This window comes from Stenotrophomonas sp. STEN225 (assembly GCF_056756445.1).
Genome location: NZ_JBRRBV010000002.1, coordinates 307,489 through 328,143 on the forward strand (window position 1 = coordinate 307,489; position 20,655 = coordinate 328,143).

Sequence of the window (20,655 nt, forward strand, 5' to 3'; positions counted from 1 at the left end):
TCCTCAGGAGACCTGCGATTCGCCCGGCGACAGGGTCAGCACGTCAACGCCGGTCTCGGTGACCGCGATCATGTGCTCCCACTGCGCCGACAGCTTGCGGTCCTTGGTCACCACGGTCCAGCCATCCGGCAGCACCTTGTTGTAACGGGTGCCCTCGTTGATCATCGGCTCGATGGTGAAGGTCATGCCCGGCTGCAGCACCAGGCCCTGCCCCGGGCGACCGTAATGCACCACCTGCGGCTCGTCGTGATAGACCTTGCCGATGCCGTGGCCGCAGTACTCGCGCACCACGCTGAAGCGCTCGCCTTCGGCATAGCTCTGGATCGCGTGGCCGATGTCGCCCAGGGTCGCCCCCGGACGTACCGCGCGGATGCCGCGCCACATCGCTTCGTAGGTGGTCTCCACCAGGCGGCGCGCCATCACCGACGGTGTGCCGACGAAGTACATGCGACTGGTGTCGCCGTGCCAGCCATCCTTGATGACGGTCACGTCGATGTTGACGATGTCGCCGTCCTTGAGCACCTTGCCTTCGCTCGGGATGCCGTGGCAGATGACATTGTTGACCGAGGTGCACACGGTCTTGGGGAAGCCGCGGTAGCCGACGTTGGCCGGAATGGCGCCCTGCACGTTGACGATATGGTCATGGCAGATGCGGTCCAGTTCCTCGGTGGTGACACCGGGCTTGACGTGGGGGGTGACGATGTCCAGCACTTCGCTGGCCAGGCGGCCGGCGATGCGCATCATCTCGATTTCCTGCGGGGTTTTCAGATTCACGCTCATGGCGCCCATTATCGCCGATCCGGCCGCAATCTGAACGAACGCCACCCAACTGGACGTTCCCGGCCATGCACAGTTCCGGCAAGGCGAGCGAAAGCGTGATCGCGCCCACATTCCGCAGCCCCTGTTTATCACGGATTACAGACACTTGGCGGTCCTAAGCTGGCGCCAGCGTCGCCGAAGCGGCCCCGAACGTGCCGCCTTCGCCTTGTTCAACGGACCTTCGGGTCAAGGAGGTTGTCCATGCGAATCCCACTGCGCTCCTCCCTTGCCGGGGCCATGACCGCGCTGCTGCTGGCCGGCCCGGCGCTGGCGGCCGATACCACCACCTTCAACGTCACCCTCGTGGTTACCAAGGCCTGCACGATCACGGCCGCGGCCGCCACCAACGTCGACTTCGGTACCGCCGCATCGACCACCGCGATACCTACCCTGGGCCAGGGCACGGTGACCGCCCAGTGCTCTGCGCTGACCCCGTATACGATCGCGCTGAACGCGGGTGCGAACGCTGGTACGGCCGGCGACGTCACCACCCGGCGCATGAAGAACACCGACGCGGCGGTGACCGCCAACAACTACGTCGGTTACCAGCTGTACCGCGACGCGGCACACAGCCTGGTCTGGGGGTCGACGACCGGCACCAATACCCAGGCCGGCATCGGCACGGGCCTGGCGGTCCCCTACATCGTCTACGGCCAGATCCTGAACCTGAGCACCAACAACGCGGCCGCCGGCAACTACCTGGACACGATCACCGCCACGATTACTTATTGATGGAGCACGCCTCCATGTCCCGACCCCGCCTGTGGCGCGCCGCCGGCGTGGCGTTGCTCGCCTGCCTGCTGGCCAGCGCCATGGCCACCTCCGCCGCCACCAGTCTGCAGGTCGCGCCCACCACCCTGCAGCTGGAGCCCCGCCAGCGTGCCGCCGAGCTGTGGCTGACCAACAGCGGGACCGCGCCGGTGAACCTGCAGGTGCGGTTGTTCCGCTGGGTCCAGCAGGATGGCAGGGAGCAGCTGCTGCCTGCCGATGGACTGCTGGCCACCCCACCGATGCAGGAACTGGCCGCAGGCCAGCAGCAGCTGGTGCGGGTGATGCGCACGGACAGCGAGGCACCGGCCTCCCAGCAGCATTACCGCCTGATCGTCGACGAAGTGCCGGACCTGGCCACCCGCGCCAGCGGCATGCAGTTCGTGCTGCGCTATTCGATCCCGGTGTTCATCCAGCCGGCCGGGGGCACGCCGGCGCCGCGCCTGCAGGCACGCCTGCTACGGCTGGACGACGGTCGCAGCGGCGTCGAGATCGGCAATTCCGGCGACAGCTACGCGCAGATCGCCGACCTGGCGCTGGGCAGTGTCGAACGCCCACGTATCGTCCACCCCGGCCTGCTGGGCTATGTGCTGCCCGGCCAGGTGATGCGCTGGCCCGTGGAGCGCACGGCGGTCGACCGGGACAACGACCAGATCACGGCCAAGATCAATGGCGAGTCGACGCAGACACCGCTATCGCCGCCACCGGCTCGCTGAGGCGGTGGTGGGCACGGTGCTCGCTGCCGCGTGGGTTCCCGCGGCTCCGGCCGCCGACGTGTCCGGCATCTCCGGCGTCTCCGCCGATGCCCTGCTGCCTCCCCCGACACCGCTGACGGCCAGCCAGACGCTGTACCTGGACGTCTCACTGAACAGCACGCCGCGCGGCCTGCTGCCCTTCACTGAAGCACGTGGCCGCCTGCAGGCCAGTCCGGAGGTGCTGCGCCAGCTCGGCTTCAGCGCCACCGGCGATGCACCGGTGTTTCTGGATCAGATCAGCGGCGTGGTCGCGCGCTACGACGCCCAGCTGCAGACACTGGCGCTGGATGTGCCGCTGGACCAGCTGACCCTGCCCACCACCCTGCTCGGCCGCCCGCAGGTGCGTACGCCGGCCGGCAGCGCCTCGCCGGGCCTGCTGCTCAACTACGACGTGTACGGCAGCCGCATCGAAGCACTCGGCAACCTTACCCTGAGCTCGGAACTGCGCCTGTTCGGCATCGGCAGCGGCACCTTCGAGAACACGGCGGTCACCCGTCGCTACCAGCAGCCGGACGACCGTCACTGGCGCAGCGAAAGCGTGCGCCTGGATACGCACTGGACACTGGATTTTCCCGAGTCGGCGACCACGCTGGAGATCGGTGATTTCTACAGCGGCTTTGTCGACTGGACCCGGCCGGTGCGCCTGGGCGGCGTGCAGGTCGGACGCAACTACGGGCTGCAGCCCTACCGCGTGCTGACACCGACGCCCGGCTTCCTGGGCGAGGCGGTGGTGCCGTCAACGGTGGAGCTGTACGTCGACGGGTTGCGCCAGTACAGCGGCCAGGTGCCGGTCGGACCGTTCCAGCTGGCGGCACAGCCGGGCATCAGCGGCACCGGCACCGCGCAGGTTGTGGTGACCGATGCCTTCGGCCGCATGCAGACGCTGGATTTCAGCTTCTATGGCACCCAGCAGCTGCTGGCCAAGGGCCTGTCGGACTGGTCGGTCGGTGCCGGACAACTGCGCGAAGCGTTCGGCGAACGCTCCTTCGAGTACGACAGCCGCACGGTGGCCAGTGCCAGCTGGCGTGGTGGCATCAGCGACACCTTTACCGGCGAAGCGCACGCCGAAGGCGGTGGCGGCCTGCTGCAGGCCGGCGTCGGTGGCTGGTGGTTGGCGGGCGAGGCCGGCGTGTTCAATGCCGCCTACGCGCACAGCCGCCTGCAGGGCCTGCAGGGCGGCCAATGGGCACTGGGCTACAGCTGGAACAACCGCCGCTTCAATTTCAATGTGCGCAGCGTACGCACCCACGGCGACTACCGTGATCTCGGCGCGCTGCAGGACAATCTGCCCCCGCGCATCAGCGAACAGGCCACTGCCGGTCTCGATCTGCTGGGGCTGGGAACGCTGAGCGCAAGCTACCTGCGGCTGCGCTACCCCGATGGCGACGACAACCGCTATGCCAGCCTGTTCTGGTCGCGTACCTGGAGCCAGCGCTGGTCGGCCTACCTGTCGGTCAACCAGAACCTGGACAGCAGTGACGACCGCAACATCTACCTGTCAGTGAGCGCCAGCCTCGGCAACAACCGCCAGGCCAGCCTCTCCAGCCAGCGCAACGGCGACAGCCAGGCCTGGGTGGCCGACATCACCCAGCCGGTTCCCGGCGATGGCAGTGCCGGCGGCATCGGCTGGCGCGCGCAGGTGCGCGGGGGCGACGAGGGCACAGGCGGCCTGGCCGAGGTCGGCATCCTCAACGACGTGGGGCGCTACGCGCTCGGCGCATCGCGCCAGGCCGGCATTGACTACGCCTATGCCAGCGCCAGCGGCAGCCTGGTGTGGATGGACGGGCACACCTTTGCTACCCGCGAGGTCTCCGACGCCTTCGCGGTGGTCAGCACCAGCGGCGTCGCCGGTGTGCCGGTACGGCTGGAAAACCGCCTGATCGGCGTCACCGACGACCGTGGCCTGCTGCTGGTCAGCCCCCTGCTGTCGTGGCAGCGCAACCGGGTCTCCATCGACACTCTCGACCTGCCGGCGGACATGCGCGCCGACCGCGTCGAGGACTGGGTAACACCCCGCCAGCGCGCCGGCACCGGCGTGACGTTCCATCTGCGCTCGCGGCCGTCGCTGACCCTGGTCCTGCAGGACATGGCCGGACAACCGCTGGAGGTGGGCAGCGAAGTGCAGCTGCCGCAGGGTCGCCAGGCCACCGTAGGCTACGACGGCCTGCTGTACCTGGAGGACGTGGCGCCGGGCAGCGTGCTGTACATCACCACCAGCCGCAGCCAGTGCCGGGTGAAGGTGCCGGCCACACCGGAAGTGGCTGCCAGCGGCGCCCGGCCCCGCCCGGCACCGGTACCGTGCATTCCCGAGGTGGCGCCATGAAGGTGCCCCTGCTCGGCCTGCTGCTCGTGCTCGGCCTGCTGGCCGCCACACCGGCGCACGCGGCGGCGGTGTGCACGGCCACCGCCAACCCCACCCTGCCGTTCGGCAACGTCAACAGCAATGCCCCCGGGCCCACTTCGGCCACGCTGAACATCACCGTCACCTGCACGACGGCGGCGCTGAGCCTGCTGGCCACTACCGGCGTGCGCGTGTGCGTGGGCATCGGTGCCGGCAGCGGCGGTGGCAGCAGCAGCACCTGGCGGACCCTGCGCACCAGTACCGGCACCCCTCCCGACACCCTGAACTTCCAGCTCTACAACAATGCCGGCTACAGCCAGGTCACCGGCCTGGTTCCCCGCGGTACGCCGCCAGCGCAGGAGCTGACCATGACCTACAACGTGCCGCTGGTGGTCGGCGGCAGCGGCGCGCAGTCCACCCAGCTGTTCGCACAGATCCCGGCCAACCAGGTGCTGGCCGCGGGCAACTACAGCAGCACCTTCAGCGGCGCCGACGTGGTGCTGACCTGGGCCTGGAACGAAGTGCTGCTCGGCAACGCCACCGTACCGGCCACCTGCAACGGCGGCGCCACCGGTACCAACAGCGCCAGCGCGGCCTTCAGCTTCATCGCGACCGCGACCGTGCTGCCACAGTGCGGCAGCTACCTCACCACCCCTCTGGACTTCGGCAACGTCACCGGCAGCATCACCAGCAACATCGACCGGACCGCCACCCTGACCCTGACCTGCCTGAAGAACACGGCATTCCAGATCGGCCTGGACAACGGCCAGAACAATCCCCCGGCGACCCCGACCCGGCGCATGCGCACCACCATCGGGGGCAGCAGTTACTACCTGGCCTATGAACTGTACCGCGACAGCGCACGCAACCAGCGCTGGGGCAACACGCTCACGGTCGATACCGCCAGCGGAACCGGTACCGGCAGTGCCCAGCAGCTGACGATCTACGGCCGGGTGCCGCCGGTCACCGGCCAGCCGCCGGCAGGTACCTACAACGATGTGGTGCAGGTGACGATCACCTACTAGCCGGTGCCGCGAGCACCTGCCCCTACAGATCCGGCGCGCCCGGCCGATAGCGTCCAGCGGGTATCCCGGCACGGTGGATGACAGGTGGTTCGCGCAGTTCCGATCCTGGCGATGATGCTCGCCGCCCCCCTGGCATGGGCCGAGCCGGCAGCCCCGGTGCAGGTGCGCCTGGTCGTAGTGGAAGCCTGCCAGGGCGATGCCGGCGGCCGCGCGTGTGCCGTTCCGCACCAGCGCAGCGATGCCCCGCAGCTGCCGGCACAGCTGCGTGAACTCGCCCCCGCGCCAGCCGCGCCCACCGACGACGCTTCCACCGCGCCGACATTCATCTACTAATGCCGATGCGCGCACTCCTTGCCCTGTTCCTGCTGCTGCCGGGGCTGCCTGCCGCCGCACTGGACCTGCTGCCCACGACCCTGCAGCTGCCCGCCGAAGGGGGCCGCACCGAACTCTGGCTGCACAACCCCGGCCCCGAGCGCTGGCAGGGCGAGGTGCAGATCCTGGCGTGGGAGCAGCAGCTGGACGCCGAACGGCTGCAGCCGAGCAACCGCATCCTGGCCAGTCCGACCCGACTGGATCTGGCGCCCGGCGCCCGCCAGCGGGTCTGGCTGCTGCCCCGCAGCGCCGTCCCGGTCGCCGCCGAGCAGGCCTACCGTATCGTGCTCGCCCCCGGCAGAAGCAGCCTGCCACGCTACTCGCTGCCGCTGTTCCAGGGTGCGGCTGCGCCGTCAGTGCGCCCGGCCGTGCGTGCCCGCGTCGAATCCAACGGGTCGCAGACTCATCTGCGACTGAACAACCCGGGCCGCCTGCATGCGCGCCTGGACGGGCTTTCATTCGAGTCCGCCGGCGGCCATCGCAGCGTGCTGCTGCCGGGCCTGGCCGGCTATGTGCTGGCAGGACGGGAAAGGCGCTGGACGTTGCCGGCACGCCGCGACGGCTATCTCGGCGGCCGCTTCCGGGCCCGCCTGCAGGACGGCCGGGAGGTCGTTCTGGACACATGGGACCCGTCAATTGCGGTGAACCCGCCCGCCGGGCTATAATCGCCGGGATGTCCTGCACGCTCCGTGCGCGGGACCCCGTCCACACCGGACGTCACCGGTGAATCCACACCTGCTGCCCCCATCCGTGCCGGGGTGCTCCGCAAGGAGTTCGGCCACGGAGGCAACAGGGAAGCCCAACCCCGGAACCGATCGCGCTTCCACGCGTCCCGCATACCTGTCCCGCGGGCGGAATCGCTGGTTCCATATCAGGAGTACTGCAATGCCCCAGGTCACCATGCGTCAGATGCTGGAAGCCGGCGTCCACTTCGGCCACCAGACCCGTTACTGGAACCCGAAGATGGCTCCGTACATCTTCGGCGCCCGCGGCAAGATCCACATCATCAACCTGGAAAAGACCGTCCCGCTGTTCAACGACGCGATGAACTTCATCTCGTCGGTTGCCCAGAAGCGCGGCACCGTCCTGTTCCTGGGCACCAAGCGCAGCGCCCGCGAAACCATCAAGGAAGAAGCCGAGCGTTGCGGCATGCCGTTCATGAACCAGCGTTGGCTGGGCGGCACCCTGACCAACTTCCGTACCGTCAAGCAGTCGGTTGCCCGCCTGAAGGAACTGGAAGCCGGTGAAACCGACGGCACCTTCGAGAAGCTGGTCAAGCACGAAGTGCTGGGCCTGCGTCGCGAGCGCGACAAGCTGGAAGCCTCGCTGGGCGGCATCAAGGACATGAACCGTCTGCCGGACGCCATCTTCGTCATCGACATCGGCCACGAAGACATCGCCATCAAGGAAGCCAAGAAGCTCGGCATCCCGGTGATCGCCGTGGTTGATACCAACTACAACCCGGAGCTGGTCGATTACGCCATCCCGGGCAACGACGACGCCATCCGCGCCGTGCAGCTGTACGCCCGTGCCGCCGCCGACGCCGTGCTGGAAGGCAAGGCCGCTGCTCCGCACGCCGCCTCGGTGCGCGAGGAAGAGTTCGCTGAAGCCGCCGCTGAAGGCGAAGAGAAGCCGGCCCGTCGCGCTCCGGCCAAGAAGACCGCCAAGAAGGGCGACGAAGCCCAGGCCTGATCCAGGCCCCGGGGTGGGCCCCAGCGCCCACCCCTCCTGCATGCCGCCCTCGGCGCGTGACAGGACCATGTCATACGGGCCGGCCACCATGCCGGCCCAACCCCTTTCTTTCGTGAGGTAATCCCGTGGAAATCACTGCTTCCCTGGTCAAGGAACTGCGCGAGCGCACCGGCGCCGGCATGATGGAATGCAAGAAGGCGCTGACCGAAGCCGCCGGCGACATCGACGCTGCGGCGGAACTGCTGCGCAAGTCCGGCGCTGCCAAGGCCGACAAGAAGGCTGACCGCGTGGCCGCCGAAGGCCGTCTGGGCCTGGCACAGGACGGCGGCAAGGCCGTGCTGGTCGAAGTCAACTCGGAAACCGACTTCGTCGCCAACGACGTCAACTTCAAGACCTTCGTCGACGCCGTTGCCGCTGCCGCCCTGGCATCGGGCGCTGCCGACGTCGAAGCGCTGAAGACCGCCAAGCTGGCCTCCGGCGAGACCGTCGAAGAAGCCCGCGCCCTGGCCGTGCAGAAGCTGGGTGAGAACATCCAGATCCGCCGCATCGCCAAGGTCGACGGCAACAACACCGTGGGTGCCTACGTCCACACCAATGGCAAGGTCGGCGTCCTGGTGGACCTGGTCGGCGGCGACGCCGAACTGGCCCGCGGCCTGGCCATGCACGTGGCTGCGCTGAAGCCGCCGCACAACAAGGCCGCCGACGTTCCGGCCGACTTCGTCGAGAAGGAAAAGGAAATCGAACTGGCCAAGATGTCCGAGAAGGACAAGTCGAAGCCGGCTGATATCCTGGAAAAGATCATCAGCGGCAAGATCAACAAGATCGTCAGCGAAGTGACCCTGTACGGCCAGGCCTATGTGCTGGACGGCGACAAGACCGTCGAGCAGGTGGTCAAGGCCGCCGGTGCCGACGTCGCTGGTTTCCAGCTGCTGGTCGTCGGCGAAGGCATCGAGAAGGTGGTGGAAGACTACGCCGCCGAAGTTGCCAAGGCGATGCAGGTCTGAGTCCAGCCTTCCGGCTGTGAAGCGACCACAAGGAGCCGCGGGGAACCGCGGCTCTTTTTTTATGCCGTCGGTGAACTTTGCGTTGCGCGCGAATCAGGCCGATACTCGGCGCAGGGAATCCTCAGTCACATAGCAGGATAGAAAGTCGCAGACTGTGATGAATTCCTAGGTATTCTTGCCCTAATGGAATTGAACGATCCGCCATGCCTCCCGAGCTGACAGCTGCCCTGGCGCTCTGCCGCAACCTTCCCTCGCCACCCGGTATTGCCCTGCGCATCATCGAACTGGCCCAGGATCCGGAAGCGGACATCGCCACCGCCGCCGACATCATCGCCATCGACATGGCGCTCAGCGCCCGCATGCTGCGCATCGCCAACTCGCCGCTGTATGCCAGCCGGCGGCGCATCGAGAATCTCGGCCAGGCACTGACCATGCTGGGCCTCAACGCCACCATCAGTCTGGCGCTGGGTTTCACGGTCACCCAGGGACTGACCGGAAGCGGTGCCGATCACGACCTGCGCCAGCGGGCCTGGAAGCGCAGCATCCTCAGTGCACTGGCTGCCAGCCAGCTTGGCCAGGCGCGCGGGCTGCGCCGCCTGGAAGAACTGATGCTGGCCGGACTGCTGCAGGACATGGGCGTGCTGTGCCTGGCCCAGGCCGAAGCCGAGCGCTACCTGCCCCTGCTGCGTGAAGCACGCGACAACCTCGACCTGGTTGCCCGCGAGCGCAACGTGCTGGGCTGCAGCCACGCCGATGTCGGCGCCTGGGTGGCCGAGCAGTGGGGCCTGCCGCGCTACCTGGTGGAGAGCATCAGCCACAGCGAAGACGAGGACGCCGCCGATTCGCCCTTCCAGGCGTGCGTGCAGCTGTCCGGCGCGGTCGCCGACATCTGGCTGGACGGCGACGCCGACGCGGCCCGCGAACGGGCGCTGCAGCAGGTGCATGACCGCCTGGATCTGGACAGCGCCCGCTTCGACCAGGTCCTGGCCCGCATCAGCGATGCCCTGCCCGATATCGCCAGCCTGTTCGAAGCCGGCCTGAATTCTCCGGCGCGGGTGCACGAACTGATCGATCACGCACAGGAGCTGGCCACCCTGCGCAACCTGCGCGAACTGCAGGATGCCGACCAGGCACGGCGACGCGCCGATGAATTCGAGGCGCGCGCCAAGCGGCTGGCCGACCAGGCCCACCGTGACGCGCTGACCGGCGTACTCAACCGGCGCCAGCTGGAAGCGGTGCTGGAGCAGGAATTCCTGCGCGCCGGCCGGCATGGCTGGCCGCTTTCGGTGGCCTTCATCGACCTGGACGACTTCAAGAAGATCAACGACGCTCACGGTCATCTGACCGGCGACGAGGTGCTGCGCGCCTTCGCCGGCAAACTGCAGGGCCAGCTGCGCAACAGCGACACCGTCGCCCGCTTCGGTGGCGAGGAGTTCGTGGCGCTGCTGCCCAATACCAGCGAATCGGTAGCGCTGGAGGTGATCCGGCGCGTACTGGCGAACATCGTCGCCACGCCGATGGCCGAACTCGAGGGAGGGCCGCTGTTCGTCACCTTCTCCGCCGGCGTGGCCACGCAGGGGGGCTACGAACGCTTCGCCGACGTGCAGGACCTGCTGCGCGCCGCCGATGACGTGCTGTATCGATCCAAGAACCTGGGCCGCAACCGGGTGATCGCCCGCTCCCCCGGCGCGCTGGGCCACGACGAACTGTCCGCCACTGCCGGCCTCGAAGCGGGCTGAACGGGACGCCCCGATGAGCGGGGCGATCCAGCCGATTTTGCGCCGCAGTGCACAAAACACTTTGGCCGGGCGCCGCATGCGCGTAGAATCGCCCGCGATTTCCACGCACCCGAGGTCCCCATGTCCAAGCTCGCCTATCGCCGCATCCTGCTGAAACTCTCCGGGGAGGCGCTGATGGGAGACGAGGACTACGGCATCGACCCGAAGGTCATCAACCGCCTGGCCCGTGAAGTGATCGAGGCCCAGCAGGCAGGGGCCGAAGTGGCACTGGTGATCGGCGGCGGCAACATCTTCCGCGGCGCCGGCCTCGCTGCCGGCGGCATGGACCGGGTCACCGGCGACCAGATGGGCATGCTGGCCACCGTCATCAACGCGCTGGCCATGCAGGACGCCCTGGAGAAGCTGGGCGCCAAGGCCCGCGTGATGAGCGCGATCAAGATCAACGACGTGTGCGAGGACTACATCCGCCGCCGCGCCATCCGTCACCTGGAAAAAGGCCGGCTGGTGATCTTCGCCGCCGGCGTCGGCAGCCCCTTCTTCACCACCGATTCCGGCGCAGCCCTGCGTGCCATCGAGATCGGTGCGGACCTGCTGCTCAAGGCCACCAAGGTCGATGGCGTGTACGACAAGGATCCGAACAAGCACAGCGACGCGGTCCGCTTCGACAGCCTGAGCTACGACGAGGTGATCCGCCGCGGCCTGGAAGTGATGGACACCGCCGCCTTCGCACTGGCCCGCGACAGCGATCTGCCGATGCGGGTGTTCGACATGGGCCAGCCGGGCGAGCTGCTGAAGATCCTCAGCGGCGAGAACATCGGCACCCTGGTCCAGGGCCGCGACCCGGCCTGAGCCTGAGCGCAAGGCGACGCCCGGGCCGATCCAGGCCCGGCAGCGTCCCGTATTCGCCTATAATCGCCCGATTCCAGTTACATCCAGGACCCGGGCGATGCTCAACGACATCAAGAACAACGCGCAGACGCGCATGGCCAAGAGCATCGACGCTCTGAAGCACACCCTCACCTCGATCCGCACCGGGCGTGCTACTCCGGCCCTGCTGGACCGCGTCACCGTCAATGCCTACGGCAATGCCAGCACCCCGCTGAACCAGGTCGCCTCGATCTCCAACGCCGACGCCCACTCGCTGCTGGTCACGCCGTTCGACAAGAGCATGATCAAGGAGATCGAGAAGGGGCTGTACAACGCCGAGTTCACCCCGAATACGCTGGGCACCGCGATCCGCATCAACATGCCGCCGCCGACCGAAGAGCGCCGCAAGGAACTGGTCAAGCAGGTGCAGAAGGAAGGCGAAGGCGCCAAGATCGCGATCCGCAACATCCGTCAGGACGCGAACAAGGAAATCGCCAAGCTGGTCAAGGACAAGGCGATCAGCGAAGACGAGAAGAAGCGCGGCGAAGACGATATCCAGAAGCTGACCGACAGCAACATCAAGGATGTCGACAAAGTCGTCGCGGACAAGGAAAAGGAACTGTTGTCGGTCTGAAGTCGATGCCTTCAGTCCCGCCTCCCCTGCCGGCCGCCCTGCCCCGCCACGTCGCCATCATCATGGATGGCAACGGACGCTGGGCACAGCAGCGCCGCCGCCCGCGCGTGATCGGCCACCGTGCCGGCGCGCGCGCGGTCAACCGCACCATCGAGCGCTGCCTTGAACTGGGCATCCCGGCGCTGACCCTGTTCGCCTTCTCCAGCGAGAACTGGGGCCGGCCGCAGGACGAAGTCGATGCGTTGATGAAGCTGTTCCTGGGTGCGCTCGACCGCGAAGTGGACGAGCTGCACCGCCGGGGCGTGCGCGTGCGCTTCATCGGCGAGCGCGAGCGCTTCGGCGCCTCGCTGGTCAGCCGCATGCAGCTGGCCGAACAGCGCACCGCCGGCAACACCACGCTGACCCTGTCGATCGCCGCCAGCTATGGCGGCCGCCAGGACATCGCCCGCGCGGCGCGCGCACTGGCTGCCGAAGTGGCGGCCGGGCGCCTGCTGCCCGAACAGATCGACGAGGCGCTGCTGGGCCGGCAGATGGCCCTGGCCGACCTGCCGGCACCGGACCTGTTCATCCGCACCGGTGGCGACACCCGCATCAGCAATTTCCTGCTGTGGCAGCTGGCCTACACCGAGCTGTGGTTCACCGAGGCACTGTGGCCGGACTTCGACGCCGCGATGCTGCAACAGGCGCTGGATGCCTATGCGGGCCGTGAGCGCCGCTTCGGCCTGACCAGCGCCCAGATCGCCGCCCTGGCCACTGAGACGTCCAGCCCATGACCAAGACCCGAGTCCTCGCCGCGCTGATCATGGCGCCGGTCGCCATTGCCGCGATCCTGCTGCTGCCGACGCAATGGCTGGCCGCCGCGGCCGCCGCCGTCCTGCTGATCGGCCTGTGGGAATGGCTGAAGCTGGCCGACGTTGAAGACACCCTGGCGCGCACCGTGCTGCTGGTATTGAACCTGCTGCTGATGGTGCTGCTGGTGTGGGCCGACGGCAGTACCCTGGTGCTGTTCCAGATCACCACGCTGGTCGGCGTCGCCTGGTGGCTGGCGGCGCTGGTCTGGCTGCGCTTCTTCAACTTCGGTGCACAGCCGGGCAGCCCCGCGCGCATCCTCAAGCTGCTGGCCGGCACACTGGCCATCGTGCCGGCCTGGGCCGCGCTGGTGCTGATCCACGCCGGCGGCGACCCGCCCGGCCGGCAGGGGCATCTGTGGCTGCTGGCCGCGCTGGCGCTGGTCTGGGCCGCCGATTCGGGCGCCTACTTTGCCGGTCGCCGCTTCGGCAGGCACAAGCTGGCCCCGCGCATCAGCCCGAACAAGACCTGGGAAGGCCTGGTCGGCGGCCTGCTGGCCGGCGTGGCCGTGGCCGTCGGCCTGGGCTGGCTGGCCGGTATCGACCTGGCCCACCTGCCGGGCCTGCTGATCACGTCCGTGGTCGCCGTGCTGGCCTCGGTGCTGGGCGATCTGTTCGAGAGCCTGATCAAGCGCCATGCCGGTGCCAAGGACTCGGGCAACCTGATCCCGGGCCATGGTGGCGTGCTCGACCGTGTCGACGGCGTCCTGGCAGCCGTGCCGGTGTTCGCGCTGGGCAAGGAAATCTTCGGATTCTGACCATGCATGCAGCAGCAGACCTGCGCCGGGTCGCCGTGTTCGGCGCCACCGGATCGATCGGTGCCTCCACCCTGGATGTGATCGCGCGCCATCCGCAGCGCTACCGGGCCACCGTGCTTGCCGCCGGCCGCCAGGTGCAGGCGCTGCTTGCGCTGTGCCGCCAGCATCAGCCCCTGCACGCGGTGATCGCCGACGAGGCCCTGTACCCTGCGCTGCGCGACGGTCTGCGCGAGGCCGGCCTGGCGACCCAGGCCCACGCCGGCCAGGCAGCGCTGGACCAGCTGGCCGCCAGTGACGCCTGCGACACCGTGGTGGCCGCCATCGTCGGCGCGGCAGGGCTGTCCTCGACCCTGGCCGCCGCCGCCGCGGGCAAGCGCATCCTGCTGGCGAACAAGGAATCACTGGTACTGGCGGGCGAACTGCTGACCCGTACCGCCGAACGTGCCGGGGCCGAGATCATCCCGATCGACAGCGAGCACAGCGCCATCTTCCAGTGCCTGCGCTCGCGCGACGCCAGCCTCGAAGGCGCCGGGGTGCGCCGGATCCTGCTCACCGCCTCCGGTGGCCCGTTCCGTGGCCGCAGCCGCGCCGAACTGGCGCAGGTCACCCCGGCCCAGGCCGTGGCCCACCCGAAGTGGTCGATGGGGCCGAAGATCTCGGTCGATTCCGCGACCCTGATGAACAAGGGCCTGGAAGTGATCGAGGCCCACCACCTGTTCGCCGTGCCGGGTGAACGCATCGAGGTGCTGGTCCATCCGCAGAGCCTGGTCCATTCGCTGGTCGAATTCGTCGACGGCTCGACCCTGGCGCAGATGGGCCTGCCGGACATGCGCACCACCCTGGCCGTTGGCCTGGGCTGGCCGCAACGAATCGCCTCGGGCGTGGCCGGGCTGGATCTGCTGGCGCAGGGCCGGCTGGATTTCGAGGCGCCCGATACCGAGGCCTTCCCCTGCCTGGCGCTGGCCTGGCAGGCGATGCGCGCCGGTGGCACCGCCCCGGCGATGCTGAACGCCGCCAACGAAGAGGCCGTTTCAGCGTTTCTTCAGGGCCGGATCGGTTTCCTGACCATCCCGGCGCTGGTTGCTAACGCTCTTTCAACACTGCCGACCGAGCCAGCCGATACACTGGAGGTCCTGTTGTCCGCCGACCAGCGCGCACGCCTGCTGACCCTGAACGCCATCGACGCCGCCTGAACCGCCCGCCTGCCCAGCCCTGCATGACGACGCCGCCCCTGCCCGCCAACGTGAGCCTGCATGACTGACTTCATCGGATCGGTCTGGTGGATGATTGTCAGCCTGGGGCTGCTGGTCACCTTCCACGAGCTCGGGCATTACTGGGTCGGCCGCCTGTGCGGAGTCAAGGTGCTGCGCTTCTCTGTCGGCTTTGGCCGGCCGCTGTGGTCGCGGCGCGACCGGCATGGAACCGAATTCGCCATTGCTGCGATTCCGCTGGGCGGCTATGTGAAATTCCTCGACGAGCGCGAAGTCGAGGTGCATCCGCAGGAACGCGGCCAGGCGTTCAACCACAAGACGGTCTGGCAGCGCATCGCCATCGTTGCTGCCGGGCCGGTCGCCAACCTGCTGCTGTGCATCCTGCTGCTGTGGGCGATGTTCGTGATAGGCAAGCAGGACTATTCGCCCACCCTCGGCCGCACCAGCGGCATCGCGGCGACGGCGGGGCTCAACAGTGGTGACCGCGTGCTGCGCGTGGACGACCGCCCGGTCAGCACCCTGGGCGAGGCCAGCATGGCCCTGACCGCGGCAGCGATGGACCGTCGTGATGTCACGCTGGACGTGATCGACCGCAGCGATCAGGTGCATGCCCGTACCCTGCCGCTGTCGCAGCTGCCGGCAGGCTTCGATGAACGGCGGGTGCCGATCCTGGCGGGCCTGTACTGGCAGTCATGGCTGCAGCCCGCCCTGGTCGACAGGCTCACACCGGATTCCGTTGTTGCGGGCCAGCTGCAGCCGGGCGACCTCATCGTGGCCATCGACGGGCAGCGCATTGACAGCGTCGACCAGGTGATCGGCGAAATCCAGGCCCTGGGCCGCACCGGCGGCCCCGGCATGATCGAAGTCCTGCGTGGCGGCGAGCGGCTGGCACTGGAAGTGACTCCGCGCCAGGGCAAGGACGGCAAGGGCGAGCCGGTCTGGCAGATCGGCGTCGGTTTCCCCACCACCTACAGCCCGGCCTACGACACCCTGCTGCGTTACGGGCCCCTGGACGCGGTCACCGTGGCGGTGCGTGAAACCGGCCGGCTGGCCGCCGACTCGCTGGGCATGATGGCCCGCATCGTGACCGGCAAGGCCTCGCTGCAGAACGTTTCCGGCCCGGTCACCATCGCCCGTGTGGCCAATGTATCGGCCAAACGTGGGCTCGACTGGTTCCTGCAGTTCCTCGCGCTGCTGTCGCTGAGCCTGTGCATCATCAATCTGCTGCCGATCCCGATCTTGGACGGCGGCCACCTGCTGTATTACCTTATCGAGTTGGTCAAGGGCAGCCCGCTGAGCGAGCGTGCCATCGCCGCCGGCCAGTACATCGGCCTGGCGTTGCTGGCCGGGCTGATGGGGTTGGCGTTCTACAACGACATCCTCGGCCTGGTCCCGCGATGAACTTTTCCACGTTGTTGCCGTCTACAGCGTCGGCATCCCGCACCAATGAAATCGACCTTCCTACCGGACGTGACATGACGCGACTCCCCAATCGCCGCCTGCTGGCCCTCGCCCTCGCCGCCGTCACCGGCGCTCCCGCCCTGGCCCAGGCAGCCGAGCCCTTCACTGTCAGCGACATCCGCGTCGACGGCCTGCAGCGCATCAGCTCGGGTACGGTATTCACCTACCTGCCGGTGGAGCGTGGCGAGACGGTCACCGACAGCAAGGTCGGCGAAACCATCCGCGCCCTGTACAAGACCGGCTTCTTTGAGGACGTGCAGCTGGACCGCCAGGGCAACATCCTGGTGGTGACGGTCAAGGAACGCCCGGCGATCAACAAGCTGACCGTGACCGGCAACAAGGACATCAAGTCCGACCAGCTGCTCAAGGGCCTGTCCGACATCGGCCTGACCGAAGGTGGGACGTTCGATCGCCTGAGCCTGGACCGCGTGACCCAGGAACTGCGCCGCCAGTACAACGACCGCGGCAAGTACAACGTCGAGATCACCCCGACGGTGAGCCCGCTGGACCGCAACCGTGTGGACATCGCCATCGCGATCAAGGAAGGCAAGGCGGCCAAGATCCGCCATGTCAACCTGGTCGGCACCGAGAAGTACGACAGCAAGGACATCCTGGAAACCTGGGAATCCAAGGAGCACAACTGGGCCTCGTGGTACCGCCGCGATGACCAGTACTCCAAGGAAAAGCTGTCCGGCGACCTGGAAAAGCTGAACTCGTGGTACCTCGACCGGGGCTACGTCGACTTCAGCATCGACTCCACCCAGGTGTCGATCAGCCCCGACAAGCGCGACATGTTCCTCACCGCCGGCGTGACCGAGGGTGAGCAGTACAAGATCTCCGAGATCAAGGTCAGCGGCGACACCATCCTCCCGCAGGAGGACGTGGAGCGCATGGTGATCCAGAAGTCCGGCGACACCTTCTCGCGGGCGCTGCTGGAATTCAGCTCGGACACGATCACCAACTCGCTGTCCAACATCGGCTACGCGTTCGCCAAGGTGAACCCGATCCCGACCACCAACCGTGCTGACCAGACCGTTGCCATCAACATGCAGGTGGTGCCGGGCCCACGCGTGTCGGTGCGTCGTATCGTCTTCCGCGGCAATACCCGCACCTCCGACGAGGTGATGCGTCGCGAAATGCGCCAGTTCGAGAACAGCTGGTACTCGCAGGCCGCGATCGACCGCTCCAAGATCCGCCTGCAGCGCCTGGGCTATTTCGAATCGGTGGATGTGGAAACCCCGGCCGTCAGCGGCAGCAACGACCAGGTCGACGTCGTCTACAACGTCAAGGAAACCACTTCCGGCAGCTTCGTGTTCGGCCTGGGCTACTCGCAGTCCTACGGCATGACCACCTCCGTGCAGCTGTCGCAGAACAACTTCCTCGGCGGCGGCAACCGCGTGTCGGTGGAAGCCTCGCGCAGCAGCTACCTGCAGCGCTATGGCTTCAGCTACACCAACCCGTACTTCACCGATGACGGCGTGTCGCTGGGCTACAACCTGTCCTGGCGCGAACTGGACTACTCCGACTTCAACACCGCGCAGTACAACAGCACCAACGGTGCCGCGCAGGTGGTGTTCGGCGTGCCGCTGACCGAAACCGACTCGGTCTCGCTGATGTTCGGCATCGACAGCAACCAGATCTCGACGTACCAGAACGCAACGCCGCAATCGATCATCGACTACATCAACGCCGTCGGCCGCCGCACCTTCCATGCCTGGCGCACCGAGCTCGGCTGGGCACGCGATTCGCGCAACGACTACTTCATGCCGACCCGCGGTACCTACCAGCGCATCGGCCTGGAGACCACGCTGCCGGGTTCGACCGTCGAGTACTACAAGCTGAACTACCAGATCTCCAAGTACTGGCCGATCATGCCGTCGCTGGTGATCAACACGCGCGCGGAAATCGGCTACGGCGACAGCTACGGCAAGGACACCTCGCGTGATCTCTGCTACACCGAGCCGACCGCGGCCAACCCGAACCCGGTGCAGACCGTGAACTGCAACCCGAACTCGCCGGACTACGTGAAGACGGTGACCGCCAGCGGCCTGCCGTTCTACGAGAACTTCTACGCCGGCGGTACCAACTCGGTGCGCGGCTTCGAGGACAATACGCTGGGCCCGCGCGAAATCACCCCGGGGTACCCGGACGGCCAGCCGCTGGGCGGCTCGGTGAAGACGGTCGGCTCGGTGGAAGCCTACTTCCCGCGCCTGTTCGACAGCCCCTCGGCGCGCGTGTCGGCCTTCGTCGACTTCGGCAACGTCTACAACGGCACCAAGAACTTCAAGGCCAACGAGCTGCGCGTGTCCACCGGTGTGGCCCTGCTGTGGCGTGCCCCGGTCGGTCCGATCTCGATCAGCTATGCGTTCCCGCTGAAGAAGGAAGACGACGACAAGATCGAGCGTCTGCAATTCACCTTCGGTGGGCAGTTCTAAGAACTGACCACCGAAGGTGCGCCGCGGCTTGCTGCGCAAGCAGTGGGTCCCGACCTACCCCCTATCCCCCGCGCCGCTGGCGCGCCCCCCTTAACAGAAGGGGGGCTCTCCACCAGACGGGGTACGAAGCGCCGGGCTCTGCCCGGCGTTTTCGTTTAACCCGGATGGCTGAAGCGCACGATCTGCTTTTGATCTTTTCTGTTTTCCGCGGCTGGCACTCGCGCCACGCTGTCAGAGGTCGGGCGGGTCGGGGCTGCGGGGGTGTGAGCCGCATGGATGCGGCGATCAAGGCTACAGGGACGTACTTGCGCCGTCCCCCGCAGCCCCGACCCGTCCGACCCAGCCCATGAGCCTGGCTCTGCCGGCCGCGAGGGGCCCCGCCGTTGGCTGCACAACTGCCCCCCGCATGACCGCAATGGCGTCACACGTTAAACTCCCGCCGTGAATACTCCCTCCTACACCGCCCAGCAACTCGCCGAGCAGTTCGGCCTGCAGGTCCATGGCGACCCCGCCACCGCCATCCATGGCGTGGCCACCCTCGCCCATGCCGGCCCAGGCCAGCTGACCTTCCTCGCCAATCCGCGCTATCGCACCCAGCTGGCCGACAGCCAGGCCTCGCTGGTGGTACTGCGTGCCGACGATGCCGAGGCGGCTCCCGGCGCCGCGCTCGTGGCCAAGGACCCGTACACCACCTTCGCCAAGATCGCCGCGCTGTTCGACATCGCACCGACGCGCCCGCCGGGCATCCATCCCAGCGCCGTCATCGATCCCACTGCCCAGGTCGCAGCCAGCGCCCATATCGGTCCGTTCGTGTCCATCGGCGCCCGCAGCGTGGTCGGCGAGAACTGCATCATCGGCACCGGCAGCGTGATCGGCGAGGATTGCAGCCTGGACAACGGCTGCGAACTGATTGCGCGGGTCACCCTGGTCACCCGCGTCCGGCTGGGCAAGCGTGTGCGCGTCCACCCCGGCGCCGTGCTCGGCGCCGATGGCTTCGGCCTGGCGATGGACGCGGGCAGGTGGATCAAGGTGCCGCAGCTTGGCGGCGTGCGCATCGGCGACGACTGCGAAATCGGCGCCAACACCTGCGTGGACCGCGGCGCGCTGGAAGACACCGTGCTGGACGAAGACGTGCGCCTGGACAACCTGGTGCAGATCGCACACAACGTGCAGATCGGCGCGCACTCGGCCATCGCTGGCTGCACCGGCATTGCCGGCAGCGCCAAGATCGGACGTTACTGCCTGCTCGGCGGCCACGTAGGCGTGGTCGGCCACCTGGAGATCTGCGACAAGGTCGTGATCACCGGCAAATCGGTGGTGCGCAACTCCATCCATGAGCCGGGCGAGTATTCGTCCGGCACCCCGTTGACCGACAACCGCACGTGGCGCAAGAACGCCGCGCGCTTCAAGCAGCTCGATACGCTGGCCCGGCGCATCCTGGCTGTGAGCAAGGAGAAAGAATGAACGACACGCTGCAGCTTCCGATCGATGTCCTCCAGATCCAGGAGCTGATCCCGCACCGCTACCCGTTCCTGCTGGTGGACAAGGTCCTCGAGCTGGATGTGGACGCCAAGCGCATCCTTGCCCAGAAGAACGTGAGCATCAACGAGCCGTTCTTCCAGGGCCATTTCCCGGGCCGCCCGATCATGCCCGGCGTGCTGATCATCGAGGCACTGGCGCAGGCCGGCGGTGTGATGACCCAGCTCTCGCTCGGCCGCGATGCGCAGTCCAAGCTGTTCTACATGGTCAAGGTGGAGAACGCCCGCTTCAACAAGCAGGTGGTGCCGGGCGATGTGCTGCTGCTGGACGTGCAGATGAAGCGGCTGATCCGCAACATGGGCTGGTACTACGGCGAAGCCAAGGTCAACGGCGAAGTGGTGGCCTCTGCCGAGGTCATGTGCGCCGGTGCCAAGGGCTGAGCCATAA

Annotated in this window: 19 protein-coding genes; 18 read left to right on the top strand and 1 reads right to left on the bottom strand. The window is 67.4% G+C overall.

Annotated features, from left to right (window positions below; translation table 11 throughout):
- Positions 1–3 precede the first annotated feature (3 nt).
- Positions 4–780, bottom strand: a complete 777-nt coding sequence (gene map / locus ACVOJ1_RS03830) for a type I methionyl aminopeptidase (RefSeq protein ID WP_111185881.1) — start codon at positions 778–780, stop codon at positions 4–6.
- A gap of 240 nt (positions 781–1,020) precedes the next feature.
- Between map and ACVOJ1_RS03835 the strand changes: the two genes are divergently transcribed.
- The 18 genes from ACVOJ1_RS03835 (at position 1,021) to fabZ (ending at position 20,648) form a co-directional block, all read left to right on the top strand.
- Positions 1,021–1,551 (top strand): Csu type fimbrial protein, encoded by a 531-nt coding sequence (locus ACVOJ1_RS03835; RefSeq protein WP_053518329.1) that lies wholly within the window; start codon positions 1,021–1,023, stop codon positions 1,549–1,551.
- Complete coding sequence (locus ACVOJ1_RS03840) at positions 1,551–2,303, top strand: fimbrial biogenesis chaperone (protein ID WP_346480036.1); 753 nt, start codon at positions 1,551–1,553, stop codon at positions 2,301–2,303. The genes ACVOJ1_RS03835 and ACVOJ1_RS03840 overlap by 1 nt, the downstream gene beginning before the upstream one ends.
- Before the next feature lie 7 nt (positions 2,304–2,310).
- The gene (locus tag ACVOJ1_RS03845) at positions 2,311–4,665 is read left to right on the top strand and encodes a fimbria/pilus outer membrane usher protein (protein WP_164150838.1); all 2,355 of its coding nucleotides are present in this window, start codon (positions 2,311–2,313) and stop codon (positions 4,663–4,665) included.
- On the top strand, positions 4,662–5,708 hold the full coding sequence (locus tag ACVOJ1_RS03850; RefSeq protein ID WP_065174699.1) for a Csu type fimbrial protein: 1,047 nt from the start codon (positions 4,662–4,664) through the stop codon (positions 5,706–5,708). Before ACVOJ1_RS03845 ends, ACVOJ1_RS03850 begins: the two co-directional genes overlap by 4 nt.
- 84 nt (positions 5,709–5,792) lie before the next feature.
- Complete coding sequence (locus ACVOJ1_RS03855; protein WP_346480037.1) at positions 5,793–6,041, top strand: hypothetical protein; 249 nt, start codon at positions 5,793–5,795, stop codon at positions 6,039–6,041.
- A gap of 5 nt (positions 6,042–6,046) precedes the next feature.
- Positions 6,047–6,745: a fimbrial biogenesis chaperone gene (locus tag ACVOJ1_RS03860; protein ID WP_346480038.1), complete on the top strand. Its 699-nt coding sequence runs from the start codon at positions 6,047–6,049 to the stop codon at positions 6,743–6,745.
- Between the two features lie 220 nt (positions 6,746–6,965).
- Positions 6,966–7,772, top strand: coding sequence for a 30S ribosomal protein S2 (gene rpsB, locus ACVOJ1_RS03865; protein ID WP_053518321.1), 807 nt, complete (start codon positions 6,966–6,968; stop codon positions 7,770–7,772).
- 125 nt (positions 7,773–7,897) lie between these two features.
- On the top strand, positions 7,898–8,776 hold the full coding sequence (tsf, locus tag ACVOJ1_RS03870) for a translation elongation factor Ts (protein ID WP_053518318.1): 879 nt from the start codon (positions 7,898–7,900) through the stop codon (positions 8,774–8,776).
- A gap of 203 nt (positions 8,777–8,979) precedes the next feature.
- Complete coding sequence (locus ACVOJ1_RS03875) at positions 8,980–10,515, top strand: sensor domain-containing diguanylate cyclase (protein ID WP_111185787.1); 1,536 nt, start codon at positions 8,980–8,982, stop codon at positions 10,513–10,515.
- Between the two features lie 120 nt (positions 10,516–10,635).
- Positions 10,636–11,364 carry a UMP kinase gene (gene pyrH / locus ACVOJ1_RS03880; protein ID WP_053518314.1) on the top strand — a complete coding sequence of 243 codons (729 nt, stop codon included), beginning with the start codon at positions 10,636–10,638 and terminating at the stop codon, positions 11,362–11,364.
- Between the two features lie 97 nt (positions 11,365–11,461).
- The gene (frr, locus tag ACVOJ1_RS03885) at positions 11,462–12,016 is read left to right on the top strand and encodes a ribosome recycling factor (RefSeq protein WP_053518312.1); all 555 of its coding nucleotides are present in this window, start codon (positions 11,462–11,464) and stop codon (positions 12,014–12,016) included.
- Positions 12,017–12,021: 5 nt separating this feature from the next.
- Positions 12,022–12,789, top strand: coding sequence for a polyprenyl diphosphate synthase (gene uppS / locus ACVOJ1_RS03890; protein WP_065174698.1), 768 nt, complete (start codon positions 12,022–12,024; stop codon positions 12,787–12,789).
- A complete protein-coding gene (locus tag ACVOJ1_RS03895) occupies positions 12,786–13,622 on the top strand; it encodes a phosphatidate cytidylyltransferase (RefSeq protein ID WP_053518308.1) in 837 nt (278 codons plus the stop codon). The genes uppS and ACVOJ1_RS03895 overlap by 4 nt, the downstream gene beginning before the upstream one ends.
- A 2-nt stretch (positions 13,623–13,624) precedes the next feature.
- Entirely contained in the window at positions 13,625–14,815 is a 1,191-nt protein-coding gene (gene dxr, locus ACVOJ1_RS03900) for a 1-deoxy-D-xylulose-5-phosphate reductoisomerase (protein ID WP_065174697.1), read from the top strand.
- Positions 14,816–14,875: 60 nt separating this feature from the next.
- Positions 14,876–16,234, top strand: a complete 1,359-nt coding sequence (gene rseP, locus ACVOJ1_RS03905; RefSeq protein WP_053518305.1) for an RIP metalloprotease RseP — start codon at positions 14,876–14,878, stop codon at positions 16,232–16,234.
- A gap of 74 nt (positions 16,235–16,308) precedes the next feature.
- The gene (bamA, locus tag ACVOJ1_RS03910; protein ID WP_065174695.1) at positions 16,309–18,729 is read left to right on the top strand and encodes an outer membrane protein assembly factor BamA; all 2,421 of its coding nucleotides are present in this window, start codon (positions 16,309–16,311) and stop codon (positions 18,727–18,729) included.
- 441 nt (positions 18,730–19,170) lie between these two features.
- On the top strand, positions 19,171–20,193 hold the full coding sequence (gene lpxD, locus ACVOJ1_RS03915) for a UDP-3-O-(3-hydroxymyristoyl)glucosamine N-acyltransferase (protein ID WP_053519892.1): 1,023 nt from the start codon (positions 19,171–19,173) through the stop codon (positions 20,191–20,193).
- The gene (fabZ, locus tag ACVOJ1_RS03920; RefSeq protein ID WP_053519893.1) at positions 20,190–20,648 is read left to right on the top strand and encodes a 3-hydroxyacyl-ACP dehydratase FabZ; all 459 of its coding nucleotides are present in this window, start codon (positions 20,190–20,192) and stop codon (positions 20,646–20,648) included. Before lpxD ends, fabZ begins: the two co-directional genes overlap by 4 nt.
- Positions 20,649–20,655: the final 7 nt, after the last annotated feature.

Bases quoted from the DNA above. Each gene is read 5' to 3' on its own strand.
- dxr (WP_065174697.1), top strand. From the start codon at position 13,625: ATGCATGCAGCAGCAGACCTGCGCCGGGTCGCCGTGTTCGGCGCCACC.
- bamA (WP_065174695.1), top strand. From the start codon at position 16,309: ATGACGCGACTCCCCAATCGCCGCCTGCTGGCCCTCGCCCTCGCCGCC.
- map (WP_111185881.1), bottom strand. From the start codon at position 780: ATGAGCGTGAATCTGAAAACCCCGCAGGAAATCGAGATGATGCGCATC.
- ACVOJ1_RS03840 (WP_346480036.1), top strand. From the start codon at position 1,551: ATGGAGCACGCCTCCATGTCCCGACCCCGCCTGTGGCGCGCCGCCGGC.
- ACVOJ1_RS03835 (WP_053518329.1), top strand. From the start codon at position 1,021: ATGCGAATCCCACTGCGCTCCTCCCTTGCCGGGGCCATGACCGCGCTG.
- ACVOJ1_RS03860 (WP_346480038.1), top strand. From the start codon at position 6,047: ATGCGCGCACTCCTTGCCCTGTTCCTGCTGCTGCCGGGGCTGCCTGCC.
- ACVOJ1_RS03875 (WP_111185787.1), top strand. From the start codon at position 8,980: ATGCCTCCCGAGCTGACAGCTGCCCTGGCGCTCTGCCGCAACCTTCCC.
- rseP (WP_053518305.1), top strand. From the start codon at position 14,876: ATGACTGACTTCATCGGATCGGTCTGGTGGATGATTGTCAGCCTGGGG.
- rpsB (WP_053518321.1), top strand. From the start codon at position 6,966: ATGCCCCAGGTCACCATGCGTCAGATGCTGGAAGCCGGCGTCCACTTC.
- fabZ (WP_053519893.1), top strand. From the start codon at position 20,190: ATGAACGACACGCTGCAGCTTCCGATCGATGTCCTCCAGATCCAGGAG.
- uppS (WP_065174698.1), top strand. From the start codon at position 12,022: ATGCCTTCAGTCCCGCCTCCCCTGCCGGCCGCCCTGCCCCGCCACGTC.
- pyrH (WP_053518314.1), top strand. From the start codon at position 10,636: ATGTCCAAGCTCGCCTATCGCCGCATCCTGCTGAAACTCTCCGGGGAG.
- ACVOJ1_RS03895 (WP_053518308.1), top strand. From the start codon at position 12,786: ATGACCAAGACCCGAGTCCTCGCCGCGCTGATCATGGCGCCGGTCGCC.
- frr (WP_053518312.1), top strand. From the start codon at position 11,462: ATGCTCAACGACATCAAGAACAACGCGCAGACGCGCATGGCCAAGAGC.
- ACVOJ1_RS03850 (WP_065174699.1), top strand. From the start codon at position 4,662: ATGAAGGTGCCCCTGCTCGGCCTGCTGCTCGTGCTCGGCCTGCTGGCC.